This window comes from Flavobacterium sp. LS1P28 (assembly GCF_003970335.1).
Taxonomy (GTDB): domain Bacteria; phylum Bacteroidota; class Bacteroidia; order Flavobacteriales; family Flavobacteriaceae; genus Flavobacterium.
This window is the reverse complement of sequence record NZ_RYDI01000018.1, coordinates 1-20,674: the sequence shown is the minus strand read 5'-3', so window position 1 is coordinate 20,674 and position 20,674 is coordinate 1. Positions and strand designations below refer to the sequence as shown.

Sequence of the window (20,674 nt, the reverse complement as noted above, 5' to 3'; positions counted from 1 at the left end):
AACATTTATGAAAAAGTATAACTACATAATAATTTTAATGTCATTACTTACTATCTTCTTTGTGGGTTGTGATGATAACTTGGATATTAAGCCGGAACAAGCCATTTCAAAAGAGGTAGCCATTTCAACTCCAGAGAACATACATAAGATTTTAATCAATGCTTACGGTGTTGCGAGGTCCAGTTCTAGTTATGGCGGTGGAATCGCACTAGCTTCAGAATTACTGGCCAATGATGGTGATCTTTATTGGAACGGAACTTATATTCAACCAGGAGAATATAATGAGAAAGCTATTTTAACGGACAATAGTTTTGTTGCAAGTATTTGGCTAAACGGATATGGAATTAGTAATCACGTTAATATCGTACTTGATAATTTAGCTGTAATCACCGACGTGGCTGATAAAGATGTTACCGAAGGAGAAGCAAAATTCCTTAGAGGTCTGGTATATTTTGATTTGGCACGATTATTTGCGAAACCCTATGTTTCGGGATCCGTAAATAGTCAGCTTGGAGTTCCTATTGTTCTTAGAGGGGTGCTGGATCCTAGTCAGATTGAATTTCCTAAAAGGAACACTTTAGAAGAAGTATACACTCAGGTTATTGCGGATTTAAAAGATGCTTACACTTTGTTACCAGCATCGAATGATATTTTTGCAACAAAATACAGTGCAGCGGCACTTCTTGCTAGAGTTTATTTGCAAAAAGGAGACTATGCCAATGCCCGAAATATGGCTGATATCGTTATTAATGAAAGTTCCGCGACTTTAACGACTACTTTTGCACAAGCATTTAATAATTTAGAAAATTCAAATGAAGATTTATTTGCTTGGCAAATAACGAGTCAGGATGCTAGCTCTAATGATTTTAATGTGTTTTGGGCCGGTTCTGCTTTTGGAGGTCGCGTGGGAAATCCAGATGTGGAAATTTTATCACAGCATTGGGATATTTATGATGATCCGAATGATAAGAGAGCCGATTTCTTTTACAAAGCAAAATGGTGGTGTACAACAAAATGGAAAAGCCAATTTGCGAATATACCAATGCTACGTCTAGCTGAAATGTATTTAACAAGGGCTGAGTCTAATTTTAGACTAGGAACGGTTACAGGGCTTTCTCCTGTTAATGATGTTAATATACTACGCCAACGTTCGGGTGCAGCTCTATTTATCACTGTTGATTTGGCTACTATTTTAATGGAAAGAAAAAGAGAATTATCTTTTGAAGGATTTGCTTTATTTGATGCAAAACGATTAAAACAAAATATTGGATCTCTTCCTTACGATGCCAATAATTTAATTTTACCTATTCCGAGAAGAGAAATAGATGTAAATAAAAACTTAACTCAAAATGATGGGTATTAAATAAAAATTTAGTTTTAAAGTTAAAAAGGAGTTCTGTTTGTATAGCAGAGCTCCTTTTTTACGTTTAAAATTTTAAATTAATTGGATCAAGTATTGTGTTTTGAATGCTAATATAAAATTAACTATTAATAGAAATAAATATCATTCAGCCATTCTTTTAACAAAAGTTCTTTAAACATTTTCTGATTTTGCAGAATTTTTATAAATAGTTATTGTCTTATAAGAAAAACAATCTGCTGATGGTCAATGATAGCTGTGCTTTTGGATATAGTTGAAACCAACAAGAGTAGTTTTGAGCCCCGATTAAGCGGTTTGAATAGCCCCATTGCAAATCCGCCTATCGGGGTTTTAAGATCAGTCGGAGACTGAAAAACACATACTCAAAGTCGGAGACTTTGCGCAGCGCGCAGCGGGAAACGAGCTCGACTTTGTTTTTCAAAGAGTTAAATACAAAATGCTATGATAAAAATAAAAACGATCTAAATAGCCCCGATAGAAATGAAAATCCTTTACACCCTGTCAGGGTTCAAAACTCTGACAGGGTGTAAAGATTGTAGTGTATAGCGGGAAATACGTTCTTAAAAAACGAACTCGTTCTGCTCCTAAAAAAAATGTATTTTCTTAAACTATTATTTAGTTTAACGTCGATCATTATTTTGACTCGGGCGTCTTGGACCAAAACTGTTATTGCTGGTGCGGTTTGTGGTCTCTGTTTTTGGTTTTCGCGGAGTTGAATCGCGTTGTTGTCTTCCTTGTCCTTGTTTGATAGGTTCTTTGGAAGCGTTAGGATCTGGCTCGAAACCTTTGATGTTTTCTTTAGGTAATTTCAAACCCACTAATTTTTCTATATCACGTAGAAAGACTGTTTCGTCCGGACTGAATAATGAAATAGCTTCTCCATTAGCTCCAGCTCTTCCTGTACGGCCTATGCGGTGAACGTAATCTTCTGGAATGTTGGGTAATTCAAAATTGACCACATGTGGTAATAATGGTATATCCAGACCTCTGGCCGCAATATCTGTAGCGACCAACGCGGTCAGGCTTCCGTCTTTGAAGCCCGCCAAGGCTTTGGTACGTGCTCCCTGGCCTTTATTTCCGTGAATAGCAGCTGCTTTAATTCCGGCACTAATCATGCTTTCCGTCAGCTTATTAGCACCTTGTTTCGTACGGGTGAAAACCAAAATTTGTTTCCAGTTTCCCTCTGTAATCAATTTAATGATGAGTTCTGTTTTTTTCTCTTTGGCAACAGGATACACTATTTGAGTAATAGCATCCACGGTTGTATTTTCTGGGGTTGCTTCCACATGAACGGGATGATGCAAAATGCCCATGGCCAATTTCTTTATATCTGTTGAAAAGGTTGCCGAAAACATCAAATTTTGCCTTTTTGCAGGTAATACTTTTATAATGCGCTCAATGTCTCGTACAAAACCCATATCTAGCATGCGATCCGCTTCATCTAAAACTAAGATTTCAACTTTGGCAAGCGATATTAATCCTTGGTTTTGCAAATCGATTAACCGACCTGGTGTGGCGACTAAAATATCGATACCCTGACGCAGTTGGGTAACTTGTGGATTCTGGTTTACACCTCCAAAAATAACGGTGCTTTTTAAGTCTAAAAATTCACTGTATTCTTTTATATTGGCTAATATTTGTGCGGCTAATTCTCTGGTTGGCGTTAATATTAAAGCACGAATGGGCCTTTGTCGCAACTGTTGCCCTTGCGATAATAATTGTAAAATAGGCAGTGTAAAACCAGCCGTTTTTCCTGTTCCCGTTTGTGCGGATGCTAATACATCTTTGCCTTCTAAAATGGGTGGAATTGCTTTTTGTTGTATTGGAGAAGGGGTTGTGTATCCTTTTTTGCTGATGGCTTTAAGTAAAGCATCCGATAAGCCTAATGAGTTAAATGACATAAATGGTGTTTATGAAGCAAACACTATTATTTAGTTTACTCCTTTAATTTGGCGCAAAGGTACTGCTAATTTCCCTGTTATGGTTTTATTGTTTAACTTTGTTTACTTAAAGCGAGTACGTTATTTTTAATCCGTTCCTATACTAAAGCTTTGGTGGTACCAATTATCTAAGTTAAAAAAGGAAAATAATGTAAAGTTCAGTATTCATATTAGACTAAACACTTTTTTAATTAATTCCTACAAAAGTATCGCCTTGAGTAATATCTCCAGATTGATACCCTTTCATAAACCAGACTTTCCGTTGTGCGGAACTTCCGTGTGTAAAGGATTCCGGAACAATGTGTCCTTGAATTTTAGCTTGAATCGCATCATCACCAACTGCATGTGCTGCACTTAAAGCTTCATCAATATCACCTTCCTCCTGTAAATCATTCATTTTTTGATTGTAATGTGTTCATACGCCCGCATAAAAATCAGCTTGCAAATCCGCTATCGGATTAGATTACTTGTCAAAATTTCTTTTGACAGGATTTAAGTCTTTAGAAAACAATCTGTTTAGCTTTTTGTCATGTACTTAAATAAAATGTACATAAATTAAAAGAAAAATAGTTGGCTACAGTATCCATTTAGCAATTGTTTCCTCAATGACTCCTTTGACTATAGGTTTTGAAATATAATCATTCATTCCTGCAGCGAGACATTTTTCTTTCTCTTCTTTTTCGGTGCCCGCAGTTATTGCAATAATAGGCAGGTTTTTACCCGAACTCAAGCTTCTTATTATTTTTGTTGCTTCGTAACCATTCATTTCGGGCATTTGAATGTCCATAAAAATAAGATCAGGCCGGAGTATTTCAAATTTTTCGATAGCTTCTTTGCCGTTGACTATTTCGAAAATTATTGGATTTACAAATAAATTTTTGATAATGGTTTTAAGCAGTAACATGTTTACTTTGTTATCCTCTACAATCATAACGCTTAGTTTTTTAGCATTTTTGACGGTTGTAATAGGTATTTTTTTATCTAGATCTATTTCAGGATCAGTACTATTTTTTGGAGTTTCGTTGCTGGTTTTTAAATCTAAATCAAAATAAAAAGTACTTCCCAGTTCGATGGTGCTTTCCAGTTGCAGGGTACTGTTCATTATACCAAGTAATTGGTTTGAAATTGTCAGGCCTAATCCTGTTCCTCCATATTTTCTTGTCGTAGAACTGTCTTCTTGTGAAAAAGCCTGAAAAATTTTATATTTGTTTTTTTCTAATATTCCAATTCCTGTATCGATCACTGCAAATCGAATCTTAACATGCGACGCATCAATTTTTTCAATCACAGAAACATTTAATTTAATGGAACCCTTTTCTGTGAATTTTACAGCATTTGACAATAAATTAATTAAAATTTGTCTTAATCGGACAATGTCTATCCAAAAATATTCAGGAATTTCAGACGATATATTTAGTTTTAAACTTAGATTTTTTTGGTTGGATTCGTATAATATTAAATCAATAATCTGACCCAGAACATCTTTTACGTTATATTTTTCAATGTGTAAATCTAGTTTTCCGGCTTCAATCTTTGAAAAATCAAGAATGTCATTTACGATATCCAGCAAGGAATATGCGGATTGTTTTACTGTATTGATGTATTTTTCTTGGGTTGAGCCAAGTTGTGTTTTCATTAACAAATCTGTGAATCCAATAATCCCATTTAACGGTGTTCTTATTTCATGACTCATATTGGCCAGAAATTCTGATTTTGCTTTATTGGCAGCTTCTGCTAGTTCTTTTTCTTTGACTATGGTTTCGGTTTGTTTCCTTGCTGTAATATCAATAAAAATTCCTTCCAAGAATGCAATTTTCCCATCTTTGTATATGGTATCACCAAATTCTTCCACCCATACAACCGTTTTGTTCTTGTGTATAATCCGGTAAACAATATGAATCGGAATTTTAGTATCTATTGCATTTTTTTGAGTAGCAATGGTTTTTAATTTGTCTTCGGGATGAATTAAATCAATAAAGGATAAATGGTTCGTTAGAAAATCATTTTTTGGATATCCGGTAAGCTTTTCAATCTCATCATTAATGTAGATCTTTGTGTTGTTTTCATCATAATTTGATAAATAAACGGTTCCTGGAATATTATTGGCTAATAATCTAAATTTCTCTTCACTTTCATATATCGCGGTCTCGTTCGTAATACGTTCTATTGATGAGGCTATGTTTCTAGCTAATGTTTGTAAAATATTGACCTCATCTTCGGACCAACATCTCTCATTTTGAGTATCATCAAATCCCAAAAAGCCATGAAACCTATTTTTGATAAAAATTGGAAAAAGGATTATTGCTACAACATCAAGATTTTCTAATTTATTCCTTAAGGAAGGATTCTCAATTTTTGAAATTATTGCATCGTAAACTTTGTTGTTTAAAAGCGGTATCAACAATTCTTCAAAAAACACATGTGGTAGATTTTGAAGTTTAATATTGTTTTCCGTTATTTTATGATTGTTAATTATCCATCTGTATTTTTGGCTAATAAAACCTGTATTACTATCATTTTCGTAGTAATACGCTCTATGGGATTTTGTAGTTTTACCCATAATAATGAGTACATCTGAGAAAATATCGTTGATGTCATTGCTGTTCAAAAATTTCTCTGTACAAAGTGCCATAGCAGATAAAAGTTCACTCTTGTATTCTAATTTCTTCTCTGTTTCATACCGACTGTGAGAAATCATAGTCAACGATATAATATCCGAGATGGTTCGGGCAAAAATAATGTCCTCGTTGTCCCAGTATCGTTGTGTTTTTACTGTTTCAAAGCTAATGGTTCCAGATAAATCTCCATTTATGAAAATGGGAATGGCAAGTTGTGATTTGATATCGTTTTTTAAAAAATAGTCATTTATAAATTCTGATATTTCATATTTATTAAAAACATCAGGAGCACTGATTTGTGTTTTGTTTTTGATGGACTCAAAATAAATAGGATAATTTTTCTTTTCTAAAACGGAGCCCTTAGAATAAGAATTATGGTCCAAGTCATATAAATTTTCACAGGTAATTGTATCTTCGGTATATTTCCAATAACTTACCCGATTGCACTTTGATACTTTAGCAGCTAATTCAATTATTTTCATCACACTAACATCCAGGTTTTTGTAATTACTAAAGTTGGTTGTTGATAGTTTTTTTACAGCTTCATTGTATTCCTCTACTTTTTCCTGACGTATTTTAATATCGTTTTCTATGTCTTTAAACTTAGTGATATCTCTGGCAATACTAGAATAAGCTACCACTTCTCCAAATTCATTTCTCCGGATAATCACTTTCTGGGAAACCCACAATTCTTGCCCATCCTTTTTTATCAATGGAAATTCAATGGTAGAAAAATAATTTTCATTTATTAATAAATTCTGGTAGAGATCTTTGATACTGATAAGGTAATCTTCTCGTATAAATTCTGAATAATTTCGATTTATGATTTCATCTATTTTGTATCCCAAAGATTTAATAGTATAATCATTGACAAATATAAAATCTCCTTCATTATCGACTTCAAAAATTAGATCAATAGCATTTTCAATTAAATTTTTATATTGGTTTTGTATTTTAATTTCATTTGTTACATCCTGTCCTATCCCAATGATCAAATCATCTGAGAATTTTTTATCATTCCATTGAATGTGTTTGTATGCTCCATTTTTACATTTTACTTTGCTGGTAAACAACTGATCATCCTTAAAATTAATATGATACTCTTCACCATAAAATTCTTTGTCCTCAGTAACTTTCCAGTAGCCCAATCCCATAACTTCATTTACTGAATAACCTAAAATAGTCTTTACATTTTCACTGCAAAATACAATTTCTCCTTTTTTATTGGTAGCAAGAATGAGAGAGTTGCCTTTATTTACAATTTCATTAGTAAAACGTAGTTTATCAGTAATTTTTAATAAAGAGGTGTACCGTATGTAGTTTATAATTAGGATCATTAATGAGAAATTCGATAAAATAATGATTGATCGTAAGGGTATTATTTCAAAAAAATACAGTATAAATAAAAAGATAAATACGCACATAAGGAAAATCCAATATAGTTTGGTGGGTTTGATGATGGTATACGAAAAGAATAAAGCTAGTACAAAAGCGGCTATAGGTATGCTGTCAGAGGGTGTAAAAATCAAATTTATTGATATGTAACTAAAACAGATTACATACACTATCATAAATATTTTTCCCAGGTTTTGAAACACAACAGCTGATTTTTTGCTGATAAAATAGAGAATCAGTAAAAAAGTACCGATACCAAGATTTGAAATCAGTAAGCTTAGAGGTCTTATTTTGAAAATTTCAAATAGGGTTTCAAGTACCGGAATTAGTATGCCCAAATATAAAAGATAGCGCTGGTTTTCTATGTTTTTACTATCCTCTTCATTATAGTATTTAATAAAGGAATTGCTTAATAGTATTTTTATTTTAAAAATTTTACAGACTAGAAAAACAAATAAAACAGGAATTACAATCCACAAAAAATTATTGATTGCAAAAGAATTATAAACGCTGAATAAAATTGACTCTGAGTCAATGGTAAATAATAAGCTACAGTATAACACCATAGAAACTGTTTGTTAGGTTTAAAGACTAGATTTGGCTTTTTGTAAAAAATAAATATAAGATTATTTTTTACAAAAAGCCAAAATCAGCTTGTAATTATGTTCTGGCTTTTAGTAAAAAGCGGTTTTATTAGAACATTTGTTCCGGTTCTAGTGTAGTTTCAAAACCAATAATTTCACTATAAATCGCATAGTATAAAGAATACATAAAGGGTACTGTAAATACTATACCAATGCAACACCCAATGAGTCCCACTAATGTAGAAATGGCACCCACTACCAATAAACCCAGCAAAATAAGCGGTTGTTTTACCACGATTAGTATGCTTGATTTTAAAGCTTCAATAGCATTTAAGTTTCCAAAAATAATAAGTGGAATGGTCAGTATCGTGAATAATGTTATAGTTACTGTGATAATAAATCCGATGAAGGGTATTTGTGCATAGTCAATCAATGATGATAGTAAGGTGCTAAAAATTGAAATTAGTAAAGTAGCAATGAAGAGTTCTTTGAAATACGATATTTTATAGTATTCAAACATGGTTGATACATGAAATTCTTCATCTCTTTCAGCACAATACGCCATTTTGATTAAACCGGCGCTAATAGGACTAAATAAACTCGATAGTAAAACAGAAACCCCGGATACAATTAAAATAAAGTTTAAACTTAAATTTTCCAGTTGTAAATTTTCCGGTTTCATTTTTTCCAGTATCATGGCAGAATCAAAAAAGGCAACAAATATTACTGATACAAAAACAATCAGCAGTATAAAAAACACAAAAATAATTAAACCGGCATAAACCGCAATTTTTTTATAATTTTCAAAAGCATGGTTAAAAACGATTCCAAAATCTAAAGGATATCCATTTTTTTCTATTTCGTGTATTCGGTTTTGTGTAGTTTTCAACATTTGTTGGTCGTTTTAGTGGGTTAATTATTCTGTTATTTTTCAAAATAAACGTATTCAAAAGGAACTCTGAATCGTTTTCCGTACACTCCTTTTCCGCTACCCAGTAGCATATTAATTTCGGATGATGCCGGTAAATGTAATATTTTTATTCGTAGCGAATCAAAACCTTCCATTTGGCACGTATCATAGTTTATAGCAGTCATGTTGATCATGAAATTTTGTGCCGTAAGTCTGGCACTTTTATGGGCTACAATGTGCATGTCACTTTGTCTTACCTGTCCATATATGGGTTTGAATAACCCAATGAATTGAAATGCAATAAATTTGATTATTCCAATAATTCCTGTGATATCAAAGTAAAACAACGGAACGATTTTTTGATAATAATGAAAAGCAAATTGTTCTCTTTTTGAATATTCTGCTTCCAGCTTGTTGCCATATTGTGGCTAAGTAAATACACTTTTTTACTTTTTTCGCACAATAGTTTCATTTATAAAAACCCGAACTGAGCGTCGGTATTTTATGGATGCACTGACGGTTTTTTCATGGGTTACATCCATTTTAATATTTTTTGAAAGGTCTTTAATTTGTCTTTGTAAGGCGCATACCGAAGGGGTAAATCCAGCCATGTCCCCCTTTTTACAATGGCTTTTTTATGCGAAAAAGTATCAAAACTCCGTTTTCCGTGATAGGCTCCCATTCCTGAAGTACCAACACCGCCAAAAGGCAAGCGATTATTCGCTAAATGGATTACGGTATCATTGATACAGCCACCGCCAAAAGAATATTTTTGTAAAACTTCTGCAATAAAAGATTTGTTTTGAGAGAATAAATACAAGGATAATGGTTTTTCGAAACTTAAAATTATTTTTTCAATATCTGCCTCTGAATGGTATGAGAGTATAGGAAGTATGGGGCCGAAAATTTCTTCGGTCATCACCGGACTGTCCATTTTTGGCTCGTCCAATAGCGTAGGAGCAAGGAATAAAGTGTCTTTATTGTATTGACCTCCAAAAAGTATTTTTTGGTTTTCCAATAGATGCAATTGGCGTTGCCAGTTTTTCAAATTGATAATTCTGGCGTAATCAGGGGATTCTTCCGGATTTGGACCTAGTGCCTTTTCAATTTCCAGAATTAGTAAAGTTATGAAAGTAGCTTTCATTTTATGGTGCACCACTATGTAATCAGGGGCAACACATGTTTGTCCGGCATTTATAATTTTTCCCCAGACAATGCGGCGGGCACTCAATTCTAAATTGGCAGTTTCATCAACAATACAAGGACTTTTCCCGCCTAATTCCAGCGTAACTGGAGTTAGGTTTTCGGCTGCAGCTTTTGCTACAATTCTGCCAACGGCAACACTTCCTGTAAAAAAAATATAATCCCAACGTTTTTTTAATAATTCCTGAGCAACAGTCGCGTCTCCGGTAATGACGACGACATCTTTTACAGGGAAAGTTTCATTTATAATTTTCGCTATTATAGTAGACGTATTTGGGGTAAGTTCAGAGGGTTTTAGGGTTACTTTATTTCCGGCAGCAACAGCAGCAATCAGAGGGCATAAGGCTAATTGAAACGGATAATTCCAAGGCGAAAGGATCAATACATTTCCGTAAGGCTCACTATATATGTAATCTGACGATGGAAAATTCAAAAAAGAAGCGAGAACTTTTTTGGGTTTAGCCCAAGAATCAATGTTTTTAATGGTTTCTTTTAAATCACTTACGACATAATTTGTTTCTGTTAAAACGGCTTCAAAGGCTGGTTTTTTAAAATCATCGTAAAGCGCTTTAATAATTGCTTGTTCCTGTTTTATGATGGTATGCAATAGTTTTTTTAAAGATTCTTTTCGGTAGTCTACACTATTTTCATTTTTCATATTATGATTTTAAAGGTACAGATTTATTATTTTAACCCAAGTCGGTAGCCTACATAAAAATCAGCTTGTTTACTGTCGCTGGCCAAAGCAGTCACTATAGAACTGGATCCCATATAAAAGCCATACACTCTTAACCCGACACCACCAGTAATTCCGGAAATTTCGTTATCTGACCAAGAGGAATAAATTTCATAATTTTTCAAAGAAAATCGAGGTGTAATAGAAACCACATTTTGTGTTGTCACCTGATTATCGCTGGTGTCATCCTTTAATTTTTGTTGTGTGTAAAGCGCAACAAAAAATTTAGGTATTACTTTTATATCTGCATAGGCGGAGAAAACAGTAGGTAAGGTTACTTTGAAGTTTTTGCTGGATGTGGTTTTAGTTAAGTATCCGTCGTTTACTAAAATGGTTTCTACTTCCTTTAAAGTAGTAGTGTTTTGAAATTGGCTTAATGCCAAACCATTTGGGTTAGAAAAAGTAGACTGTATGTTTAATGCATAATTAGTAGAGGAATTTGCATCATCCTTGAAGGTCATCGTACCAATATTTCGCACTGCGATACCCGCATTTATTTTGTAACCGTCTTGGTCTTTCCATTGGTAATTTACACCAAAATCAGCTGCAACTCCGTTTAGTTTTCCAAAAACGGATTCAGAGTAATTATTAAAATCAGTAAAACCATCATTGAAGTTCCCGGAATACGCAATATTCATTGACGCTTGAGTATTATTTAAATACGCTTCGGCACCAATAGTATTAATGGTTCCCTGAAATTGATCCAGGCCTAAGTTGGTGTACGAGCCTGGAAATAATAATTTCAAGGTAGCACCCGCATTAAATTTATGGTTTTCATTTTCAAATACGTTTCTGGCTGCTGAAATTCCTATTTCTCCCCAGCTTGTTCCATTTAAACGTTGGTTGTAATCATTGCTTATTGATGAAGAACCAATAAGATTTCCGGTATTGATCGCCGCACCAAGTTGTGGGTCAATATCAATTAAATTTAATTTTGCAGCAGCTTTTGTAGTAAAACCAAAAGCCCATTTATCCATTTTCATAGCAAAACCTGGGCCGTATATTTCAGCATCTACGCGCATATTTACAGGGGTATTTCCTGTAAATAACAAATTTTCTAAGTTTTCACCATTAACAATATCACTAAATCCTATTTTATTATTAGAAGCATTTACGCTGGCCGAAAAAATATTTATTTCATATTTTGAACTTAAATTAGACAGTTCCGCAGGATTCATACCGGCATTAAGTATTCCGACTCTAGTAGACATATTGATTCCTGAAAAATGGTCTTGAGCGGTCATGTTTAAGAACGAAATGAAACAAAAAATAATAGGTAGTTTTTTCATACAATTTGTTTTTGTGAATATTTATTATTGAGTTATTGAAAGGTTGAAAGTAAAATACTGTTTTTTTAGTATTAAATGGCATTCCAGATCACATCATTTGGAGCAGGAGCAATTATTTTTATATTTTCCTTTGTAACAGGATGAATGAACATTAATTTTCTAGCATGCAAATGGATTCCTCCGTCCGGATTGCTTCGGTCAAAACCATATTTTAAATCCCCTTTTATAGGTAATCCAATCGCTGAAAGTTGAGCCCTTATTTGATGGTGTCTTCCAGTATGAAGATTGATCTCAAGCGCATAGTAGTTGTTTAGTTCTTTGATAATTGTATACTCTAAACTGGCTAATTTGCTTTCAGGGACTTCTTTTTCGTGCGCTTTTGAACTATTGTTTTTTTCGTTTCTTTTTAAATAATGAACGAGTGTATCAGTGGGCTTGGCAGGTTTGTTTTTGACAATGGCCCAATATGTTTTTTGAGTTTCACGGGTACTGAATAATTCATTCATTCGAGTCAGAGCTTTACTGGTTCGGGCAAATACAACTATTCCGGTTGTTGGCCGATCTAAGCGATGTACAACACCCAGGAAAACCTCCCCGGGTTTGTTGTATTTGTCTTTGATGTATTCTTTAACCACATCTGATAAGGGTTTATCACCCGTTTTGTCCCCTTGAACAATATCTCCTACACGTTTGTTAATTACAATAAGATGATTGTCTTCGTGAAGGATTTGAAGGTTGTTTTTAGTAGAAATTATTTTCATTTGGATTTTTAGATTGTTGGATTTCCAATACTCTTAGAGTATTCGACAATAATCAAATTCTCTTAAAGGCTACTCATCTAAGAAGTCAAATTTAATATTGTTCATTTGCATTAGGGAAATCACTTGATTTTACATCTGCAACATATTGGCCAATGGCCGTTGTCATTCCGTCATATAAATTCATATACCTTCTTAAGAAACGAGGACTGAATTCGTTGTTCATTCCTAACAGATCATGAATTACTAATACTTGTCCGTCAACACCACCCCCAGCACCAATACCAATAACTGGAATCGAGATGCTTTGGGCTACTTTTTCGGCTAGATGAGCTGGAATTTTTTCTAAAACTAAGGCAAAACAGCCTAGTATTTCTAGTAATTTAGCATCTTCGATTAACTTATGAGCTTCTTCCTCTTCTTTGGCACGAACGGTGTAGGTTCCAAATTTATAAATGGATTGTGGTGTTAAACCTAGATGTCCCATAACTGGAATTCCGGCGTTTAATATTTTCTTGATAGAGTCTTTAATTTCTTTACCACCTTCTAGTTTTACGGCATGACCACCGCTTTCTTTCATGATTCGGATGGCAGAGCGCAAGGCTTCTTTAGGATCGGATTGGTAACTTCCAAAGGGTAAATCCACCACTACCAAAGCTCTTTCAATGGCTCTTACCACAGAGGAGGCGTGATAAATCATTTGATCCAGCGTAATAGGTAATGTAGTTTCATGACCAGCCATAACATTTGAAGCGGAGTCTCCCACTAATATTACATCAACTCCTGCCGTATCAACGATTTTTGCCATGGTGTAATCGTATGCGGTGAGCATCGAAATTTTTTCTCCATTAGCCTTCATTTCAATCAATGACTTTGTTGTAATTCTTTTATAATCTTTTTTTGCGACAGACATATTTCCTTTTTTGAGAGTGTAAAGGTACTAAAATGTATAATTTTAGGTTGAAAATGTAGCACTTATATTATATCGGATACAAATTAATCAAAAAAGTAATCATACGAAAAATTCTAGTACTGACTTTATTGCTCTCCTCAGTATATTAGAAGTCTCAATATCAAGAAGTTCAAAGCGTAATTGACACTTTTTTTCAAGCCTTCCATGCCAGAGATTCACCTCAATTGCATTTACTTTGTGATGATACAAAGATATTGCAATCCATTGCTGAGAATGAAAAAGGCACTTTGCTTTCTCATGAAAAACCAGGGGGCATTTTATAAATCTATAGCTTAAAATTTCAAGAAAAAATTCTCAGGTATTCCATTCAAATAAACGGAGCCATGGCGCATGTCTGGACAACGTATGAGTTTTATGTTAATGGTACACTATGTCATACTGAGGTAAATGCGTTTACACTTTTCAAAAAAGACAACCACTGGAAAATTATTTATCTTATTGACACTCGAAGAAAGTAGTTTGATGAGTTATTTTTAGAATATTCATTGTGTGTTACAAATAAGATAAAAATTAATTGTAATTTTTGGGTTCTGTAATTTTTTACTAATACATTTGCATTTTAAAAAAATAAATTTATGCAGTTGTATGAAAAATTGTCTCGGATTGGTTTTCTCAAAAATAGTTATGCCTTCAAATTCCTGTTTGTTGCATTTATAGGCATTCACATTCCATTAATTGGATTGTTATTTTTTGTGCTTTATGCAAGTAAAACAATTTCAGCCGATTCTATTTTAATTTTTGCGCTGATTATTACTTTATTAGCAACAGCGGTCACTTTATTTTTTTTAAAAAAACTAATTAAACCAATTGAGGTAGCTTCCAGGTCATTAATTGCCTATAGAAAAGACAGAACAATACCTTCTTTGCCAACTAATTTTTCGGATGAAGCAGGGTTGTTAATGAGTAATATTCAAGAATCAATAGCTGATAACGAAAATTTCATTACTGAAAAACAAGATTTAGTTTATTTGCTTTCGCATGATCTAAGAAATTTTGTAGGAAATTCAAAATCGGCCGCATTGCTTATTTTAGAAGAGGATTCTTCGGATTATATAAAAGAATTAGCGGAGTTAATAGTTCAATCCAGTGGTGAACAATTTCATTATATTGAAAGTTTTATCACATTATTAAAAGAACAAGATCAAATTATAAAAAGAAATTCTCAGGACTCCCTAATTCAATTTTCACCTGTTTTTTCTATGGTGGCAAAACAATTAGATCAGGTATTAGTGGTCAAAAATATTAAATTAGTTTTATCAATTGACGTTCAGGAAGCACTTTTATCAATTGACGACGAGTTGTTGATTCGAGTTTTAGTCAACGTAATTGATAATGCTATAAAATTCTCCTACCCAAATAGTGAAATTGAGGTTCATGTGTATCTTGATGGCACTAAACTGTATTTAAAAGTGAAGGATACAGGAGTAGGTTTTGTTCAAAAACAGAGTGACGAATTATTTAAAAAATTCACTAAAATGAGTATGTCTGGCACTTCAAATGAGCCTTCTACAGGAATTGGATTGTATTTGTGCAAAAACATAGTAGAACGACACAACGGTGTAATTTATGCACAAAGCAGTGGGACAAATAAAGGGGCTACTTTTTCAATTGTTTTTGATACAAAAAAGGGCTAAAAATAGTTTTCTAATGTGTTTTTGTTCTTCTTAGGGCTTACGAAATCTGAGAAAATATTTTAAGCACTGTAAACAACAAGATTACTAGGTGCAATATAAAAAAAAGCTGTAATTCTATTCTTGATTTGGAATAGCGTTACAGCTTTTAGTTTATGACAGGGATAAAAAGAGAACGGCAAAACCGGTGCTTTTTAGTACACCTAATACCATATTTTTGCCACCTTAGCTTTTGGTGTAAATACTTAGTATTAGTTTATTTTTTCTAATTGACCTACTTTTTTCCAGTTTGGATCTATATTTAAAGCGACAGCGATGTACACTTCACTTTTATTTACTTTGAAAGCAGTTCCTTTATTCATTTCAGCATTGACTTCTTTAGGTGTTAAGTTGTAAATTGCTCCAGTAATAGGATCTACAATGATACCAATCAAGCCACCAAATAAAATATTTCCAATATACCAAGCATTGAATTTTTTGGTCAAGTTAGTTTCAAAAGTTTGGTATCCTTCTAATTTAATCATCACATGATGTTCTTTTTTTCGTTCCAGTTTGATTTCAAAAGGCGTTTTTCCTACTTCGATTTCATCAATAAAAATAGAGGCAGCAGCAGGGTTGCTTCTAAAATTTACTTTTTGTTTAGAGCCGGAAACAATTGTAGCACAACTACTCATTAGTAGCGCTAGGGATAATGTAGAAATAAGGATTGTTTTTTTCATTAGAGTGTGTATAATTAATTAAGTTGTAATTTATATTGGGGGATTGTGGTTACGTCGCCGTCATAATAATAGAAATCTACTTTGATGCGATAACAAAGACTCCATATATCGGGAGTTCTCTTTTCGGTTACTTTTACAAGATTAGCGCCTTTTTCTCGGGCTAATTTTCGGGCTTTTGTCAGGTGTGAGTTAAAATCACAATCGGTTGTGAAACCACTGTCCTGATATCTGGCATTTCCTATTTTTTTGGCACCTTCAGGAATTGCATGATGAACATCAAGAAAGGCTACGGGGTCTTCAATTGTTAGTGGTTTTTCTGAAGATTCAAAATTAGAAGTGATTTTTGGACTACAGCTAAAAGCTAAAAATACAAAAACGAGAAGAGATAATTTTTTCATTGTCAGATGGAATTGGTTATTATTATTATTATTATTTTATGGGTAATTTTTATTCTACTCTAACTTTAATAGCACCATAATTATCAGACTGAAAAGTAATAAGTCCAAAAACAGTTTCTCCTTTTTTTATTATTTTGCCATTAATGGAGTAATCGTTCAGCTCAGTTTTGAACTTTTTATTGGCATTACTCGCAACAATCATATTTCCTAAGGCTAATCCGGGTCCAATAATCAGTCCTATTGGTGTCGAGCTGGTTTGCTCCGTCATTCCGTTTGAATTGGTTTTTGTGGTAAAAAATTGAATTGGAGATAGTAATAAATAAAACAAATAGGAGGCTGGGCTTTGTTTTAAAGATTTGAATGTTTTTTCATTCTCCAATAGATACAATTCATTTCCGCTTTCAAAATTTAATTTTATATCTTTTCCAAAAACCAAATCTTTTTCAGTGTTGTTTTTTACTTTAACAGCCACTAGTCGAAGCCCTTTTTTAGTCTCTTTCTTTGCGTATTTCTTATTTAATAAATCATATTTGTATTCCAGCGTTACTCCATGAAGTGTGTTGTTCGAAATATAATTAAGTGAAGCGGGTTGTATTGGTTTGTATCCTGAAGCACAACTATTTAGTAAAATTACAATCGATAATAAAAAAATAATTGTAGTTAATTTCATTTGCTGATTAATTAGTTTTTTTTATTGGTTGTCAATTAGTTTTTTTTGTAAGTAAAGTATACTTTTTCAAAAAGCAAACATAAAGAATTTACTGATACTATTAAAATTAAACAGTATTTATTTTAACCACGTTTTTGTTAATTTTTTTTGATTTAATTTTAAATTTTAGTTAAAAATAGTGGATATACTATACTCTTTTTTTAAAAAGAACTAAATTTGAGAAAACAGAAAATTTATAATTATGAAAAGAAATGCAACCGCAGTCTGGAATGGTTCACTCAAAGAAGGAGCCGGAAAACTAACTACACAAAGTACCACACTAAAAGATACCCAATATTCATTCAAATCTCGTTTTGAAGAAGGAGTGGGGACTAATCCTGAAGAACTTATCGCCGCAGCACACGCAGGCTGTTTTACGATGCAACTTTCGGCCTACATTAGTGAAGAAGGGTTTGAAATCGAAAGTATCGAAACCAAATGCGACATTGATTTAGTTGATGGAACCATTGTTACCTCGCACCTGATGCTTCAAGCAAAAATTAGCGGAATAACAGAAGATGCTTTTCAACAATTAGTAACTAAAGCAGAAAAAAATTGTCCTATTTCTAAAGTTTTGAATGCTGCAATTTCTTCGACTGCTTCCTTAGTTTAAAAATATACAGACATCAAAAAGGTTCGGTTTAATTTTAAATCGAGCCTTTTTGATGTCTGTAAAAGGAATGTTTCAAAAAAATAGTAATACAAATTTTTTTACTTAATGAACGTATAATTACTCTTTGATTATCAGTAAAATAACTATTTAAAAACTTGTAAATAAAACTAATGTTTCTTTCATTAAATAATTATCACTGGATATGCGTGTCAAACATGGAGAGTTTGTTTCAATCATAGGAAAATCTGGCTGTGGAAAATCGACGTTGTTGTATTTGCTTTCTACGATGGATACGGAGTATGACGATCAGATATTGATTCATAAAGCACTATTTTACTATGATTTCATGTTTATAGAGCAATCCTTTCAATCCTTCTAAAGCGAAAACGGCTTTTTTTAATTTTGTTGTTTTGGGATCAATTGTATAATTATAGCTTGTTTTGAAACTAGCTTTGTTGGCAATTGCTTTTGCAAACTCAGAACGGTATAAATCGCAGTTTTCAAAAACAACTTCGGTCAAATCAGTGCTCATAAAATCAACGGCAATAAGACTACAATTGGAGAAGGAGGTTCCTTTGATTTTTAAAGTGTAAAATTTAGAGAAATCCAAAATACAATCCTTAAAAGCGATTTCGAAAATTAATTTATCGCACATGGCAAAATTGACATCTTTGATTTCACACCGATTAAAAGTTACGGTTCTAAAGGCCACATAATTAATTTTAGCATTGCTAAAAGTGCAGTCATTGAAGGTACAATCAATGAAAGTTACCGCTAAAAAAACGCATTGGGAGAAATTACAATTTGTAAAAGTACAGCATTCAAATTCCTTAAAATTGACTTCCTCTTCCTTGTACGTAATGTCTTTGTATTCAATATCTAGAAAATATTCGGGCATTTAGTGGTTTTAAATTCAGTTTTATTGCTATCTTTTCATCACAAAGAAACAAAATTCGAAATTGTTAAATTGGATAAATTAGTCTTATTATTTTTGGAATTTTAAACTCTTTCGTAATCCGCTTTCCAGTGCTGAATCGCTTTTTTAATTTCCTTTGCCGAAAGATTTTCATTCAGCGCTCTTAGAGTTAACGCTTGAAATTCATCATCTGAGGCAAAACGTAACGCAAATAGCTGATCGTCATTTAAATGACGTTAAAAATCTTCCAATGTTTTTCCGGTAAGAGAAAAATAACGGTACCGAAGTTCTAAATAGACAATTCGGTTTTGTAGGATCAACGCATAATGTTGACGCAACATAAAAACAAGGCAAAAGCACGACAAAGAGTACACTAATAAATATCCAGATTAAAGAATCTTCTTTTGGTACAACTAAAATAAATACTGAAGGCAGCAATGTCATGATTATTGGATAATGAATAAAATGATGAGGCGGATAGTACCGAATGTGATTTTTATAAGATTGTGCTTTCATTAATGTAGTTTAAAAAAAATTAAATATAAATTAAACTATGGATTTAAAGCATTAAAGGCTATGCAATTACTATGAGTTTTTTTTTAACGGAGTAGACCTTTATAATTTCTTTAGATTTCTTTAACATTTCGATAACTCGTTTTTCAAGATAAATTCAATAATTTTATTGAAAATATAAAAAAAATGATAGCTACAAAAGGATACGCAGTACAAGATGCTAAGACAGATTTAGCACCTTGGGATTTCGAAAGAAGAGAAGTTGGACCACATGATGTACAATTTGACATCCTGTTTTGTGGTGTTTGTCACAGTGATTTACACCAAATTAAAGATGACTGGGGCGGTTCAATTTACCCAATGGTTCCGGGACATGAGATTGTAGGTAAAGTGGTAAAGGTAGGAAGTCATGTAAAGAAGTTTAAAATAGGAGATATAGCAGGGACAGGTTGCTTGGTAGACTCTTGTAGAAGTTGTGAAAACTGTAAAGAGGGATTAGAACAATTTTGTTTGAAAGGAAGAACCGACACGTATAATGCTTTAGGACAAGACGGAAAAACACCTACTTATGGCGGTTATTCGAATACCATTGTAGTACATGAAGATTTTGTTTTGCAAGTTTCAGATAAATTGCCTTTGGCTGCTGTAGCGCCTTTATTATGTGCCGGAATCACGACCTATTCTCCATTGAGACACTGGAAAGTTGGGAAAGGGCATAAATTAGCCGTTCTTGGTTTGGGTGGTTTGGGACATATGGCGGTTAAATTTGGAGTTTCTTTTGGAGCTGAAGTTACCGTGTTAAGTACATCAGCAAATAAAGAAGCCGATGCCAGAAAATTAGGAGCACATAATTTTATCGTTACTAAAGATGCCAAACAACTCGAAAGTGTAGCTGGTTCTTTTGATTTTATTCTGGATACTGTTTCTGCACCACACGACTTAAATTTGTATTTGTCATTATTGAGAGTAAACGGCGTGCATATTTGTGTGGGCGTACCACCAACACCTTATGAAATTCAAGCTTTTAGTCTCATAGGCGGACGAAGAAGTCTTGCAGGTTCGCTTATAGGCGGCTTGCCTGAAACTCAGGAAATGTTAGATTATTGTGCGGAACATGGCATTGTTTCTGAAATAGAAATGATTGATATCAAAAATGTTCATGAAGCATATGACCGAATGACAAAAGGAGATGTCCGGTATCGTTTTGTAATAGACATGGCTACATTGTAAAAATAAGTTTAAAAACCAAGCCCCTAAAAAAAACTGATACATTTCGGCTTTTTTAGGGGCTTTTTTTATGTGTAAATAGGAATGTGGATATGCAAATAAAAACTGCACATTAAGTTAAGCTACATTTTTGTAATTAATTTGATTGTTAAATTCTTCAA

General features: G+C 33.2%; 18 protein-coding genes and 2 pseudogenes. 6 read left to right on the top strand and 14 right to left on the bottom strand.

From position 1 onward, the window contains the following. The first annotated feature begins 7 nt into the window (after positions 1-7). Positions 8-1,363: a RagB/SusD family nutrient uptake outer membrane protein gene (locus EKL97_RS12850; protein WP_126515452.1), complete on the top strand. Its 1,356-nt coding sequence runs from the start codon at positions 8-10 to the stop codon at positions 1,361-1,363. Between the two features lie 638 nt (positions 1,364-2,001). Here the strand turns inward: EKL97_RS12850 and EKL97_RS12845 are convergent. The 3 genes and pseudogenes from EKL97_RS12845 to EKL97_RS12835 all read right to left on the bottom strand — a co-directional run bounded on the left by EKL97_RS12845 (position 2,002) and on the right by EKL97_RS12835 (position 7,276). Then, positions 2,002-3,282 carry a DEAD/DEAH box helicase gene (locus EKL97_RS12845; RefSeq protein WP_126515451.1) on the bottom strand — a complete coding sequence of 427 codons (1,281 nt, stop codon included), beginning with the start codon at positions 3,280-3,282 and terminating at the stop codon, positions 2,002-2,004. Positions 3,283-3,508: 226 nt separating this feature from the next. Further along, positions 3,509-3,769 (bottom strand): annotated as a pseudogene (locus EKL97_RS12840) (neutral zinc metallopeptidase); the annotation flags it as partial. A gap of 126 nt (positions 3,770-3,895) precedes the next feature. Next, positions 3,896-7,276, bottom strand: coding sequence for a PAS domain S-box protein (locus tag EKL97_RS12835; RefSeq protein ID WP_233588588.1), 3,381 nt, complete (start codon positions 7,274-7,276; stop codon positions 3,896-3,898). A gap of 22 nt (positions 7,277-7,298) precedes the next feature. Here EKL97_RS12835 and EKL97_RS15895 point away from each other — a divergent pair, with 22 nt between their 5' ends. Further along, positions 7,299-7,484 carry a hypothetical protein gene (locus EKL97_RS15895; protein ID WP_233584064.1) on the top strand — a complete coding sequence of 62 codons (186 nt, stop codon included), beginning with the start codon at positions 7,299-7,301 and terminating at the stop codon, positions 7,482-7,484. A gap of 543 nt (positions 7,485-8,027) precedes the next feature. Here EKL97_RS15895 and EKL97_RS12830 read toward each other — a convergent pair. The 6 genes from EKL97_RS12830 to panB all read right to left on the bottom strand — a co-directional run bounded on the left by EKL97_RS12830 (position 8,028) and on the right by panB (position 13,727). Beyond that, positions 8,028-8,810: a hypothetical protein gene (locus tag EKL97_RS12830; protein ID WP_233588587.1), complete on the bottom strand. Its 783-nt coding sequence runs from the start codon at positions 8,808-8,810 to the stop codon at positions 8,028-8,030. Between the two features lie 32 nt (positions 8,811-8,842). Next, on the bottom strand, positions 8,843-9,175 hold the full coding sequence (locus EKL97_RS12825; RefSeq protein ID WP_233588586.1) for a nitroreductase family protein: 333 nt from the start codon (positions 9,173-9,175) through the stop codon (positions 8,843-8,845). A gap of 185 nt (positions 9,176-9,360) precedes the next feature. Further along, positions 9,361-10,689: an aldehyde dehydrogenase gene (locus tag EKL97_RS12820; protein ID WP_126564042.1), complete on the bottom strand. Its 1,329-nt coding sequence runs from the start codon at positions 10,687-10,689 to the stop codon at positions 9,361-9,363. A gap of 26 nt (positions 10,690-10,715) precedes the next feature. After that, positions 10,716-12,056: a hypothetical protein gene (locus EKL97_RS12815; RefSeq protein WP_233579303.1), complete on the bottom strand. Its 1,341-nt coding sequence runs from the start codon at positions 12,054-12,056 to the stop codon at positions 10,716-10,718. A 71-nt stretch (positions 12,057-12,127) separates the two neighbouring features. After that, entirely contained in the window at positions 12,128-12,817 is a 690-nt protein-coding gene (locus EKL97_RS12810) for an RluA family pseudouridine synthase (RefSeq protein WP_197037243.1), read from the bottom strand. 91 nt (positions 12,818-12,908) lie between these two features. Beyond that, on the bottom strand, positions 12,909-13,727 hold the full coding sequence (gene panB, locus EKL97_RS12805; RefSeq protein ID WP_126462522.1) for a 3-methyl-2-oxobutanoate hydroxymethyltransferase: 819 nt from the start codon (positions 13,725-13,727) through the stop codon (positions 12,909-12,911). 635 nt (positions 13,728-14,362) lie between these two features. On the opposite strand from panB, the gene EKL97_RS12795 reads away from it, so the two are divergent. Then, positions 14,363-15,421 (top strand): sensor histidine kinase, encoded by a 1,059-nt coding sequence (locus EKL97_RS12795; protein WP_126462519.1) that lies wholly within the window; start codon positions 14,363-14,365, stop codon positions 15,419-15,421. 248 nt (positions 15,422-15,669) lie between these two features. Here EKL97_RS12795 and EKL97_RS12790 read toward each other — a convergent pair whose 3' ends face one another. The 3 genes from EKL97_RS12790 to EKL97_RS12780 are packed head-to-tail and all read right to left on the bottom strand — an operon-like array spanning position 15,670 to position 17,205. After that, complete coding sequence (locus EKL97_RS12790; protein ID WP_126462516.1) at positions 15,670-16,137, bottom strand: PEGA domain-containing protein; 468 nt, start codon at positions 16,135-16,137, stop codon at positions 15,670-15,672. Between the two features lie 14 nt (positions 16,138-16,151). Then, on the bottom strand, positions 16,152-16,535 hold the full coding sequence (locus EKL97_RS12785) for a hypothetical protein (protein ID WP_126462513.1): 384 nt from the start codon (positions 16,533-16,535) through the stop codon (positions 16,152-16,154). Positions 16,536-16,584: 49 nt separating this feature from the next. Continuing rightward, on the bottom strand, positions 16,585-17,205 hold the full coding sequence (locus EKL97_RS12780; RefSeq protein ID WP_126564041.1) for a hypothetical protein: 621 nt from the start codon (positions 17,203-17,205) through the stop codon (positions 16,585-16,587). 241 nt (positions 17,206-17,446) lie between these two features. Here EKL97_RS12780 and EKL97_RS12775 point away from each other — a divergent pair, with 241 nt between their 5' ends. Next, complete coding sequence (locus EKL97_RS12775; RefSeq protein WP_126462508.1) at positions 17,447-17,857, top strand: OsmC family protein; 411 nt, start codon at positions 17,447-17,449, stop codon at positions 17,855-17,857. A gap of 202 nt (positions 17,858-18,059) precedes the next feature. Then, entirely contained in the window at positions 18,060-18,236 is a 177-nt protein-coding gene (locus EKL97_RS16050; protein ID WP_317125144.1) for an ATP-binding cassette domain-containing protein, read from the top strand. On the opposite strand, the gene EKL97_RS12765 is transcribed toward EKL97_RS16050, so the two are convergent. Both EKL97_RS12765 and EKL97_RS15890 read right to left on the bottom strand, forming a co-directional pair. After that, on the bottom strand, positions 18,186-18,755 hold the full coding sequence (locus EKL97_RS12765) for a pentapeptide repeat-containing protein (RefSeq protein WP_126462505.1): 570 nt from the start codon (positions 18,753-18,755) through the stop codon (positions 18,186-18,188). The two genes, EKL97_RS16050 and EKL97_RS12765, sit on opposite strands and share 51 nt — an antisense overlap. 101 nt (positions 18,756-18,856) lie before the next feature. Next, a pseudogene (locus EKL97_RS15890) lies at positions 18,857-19,289 on the bottom strand (DUF6526 family protein). A 183-nt stretch (positions 19,290-19,472) separates the two neighbouring features. Here EKL97_RS15890 and EKL97_RS12755 point away from each other — a divergent pair. Further along, on the top strand, positions 19,473-20,516 hold the full coding sequence (locus tag EKL97_RS12755; RefSeq protein ID WP_126462502.1) for an NAD(P)-dependent alcohol dehydrogenase: 1,044 nt from the start codon (positions 19,473-19,475) through the stop codon (positions 20,514-20,516). Positions 20,517-20,674: the final 158 nt, after the last annotated feature.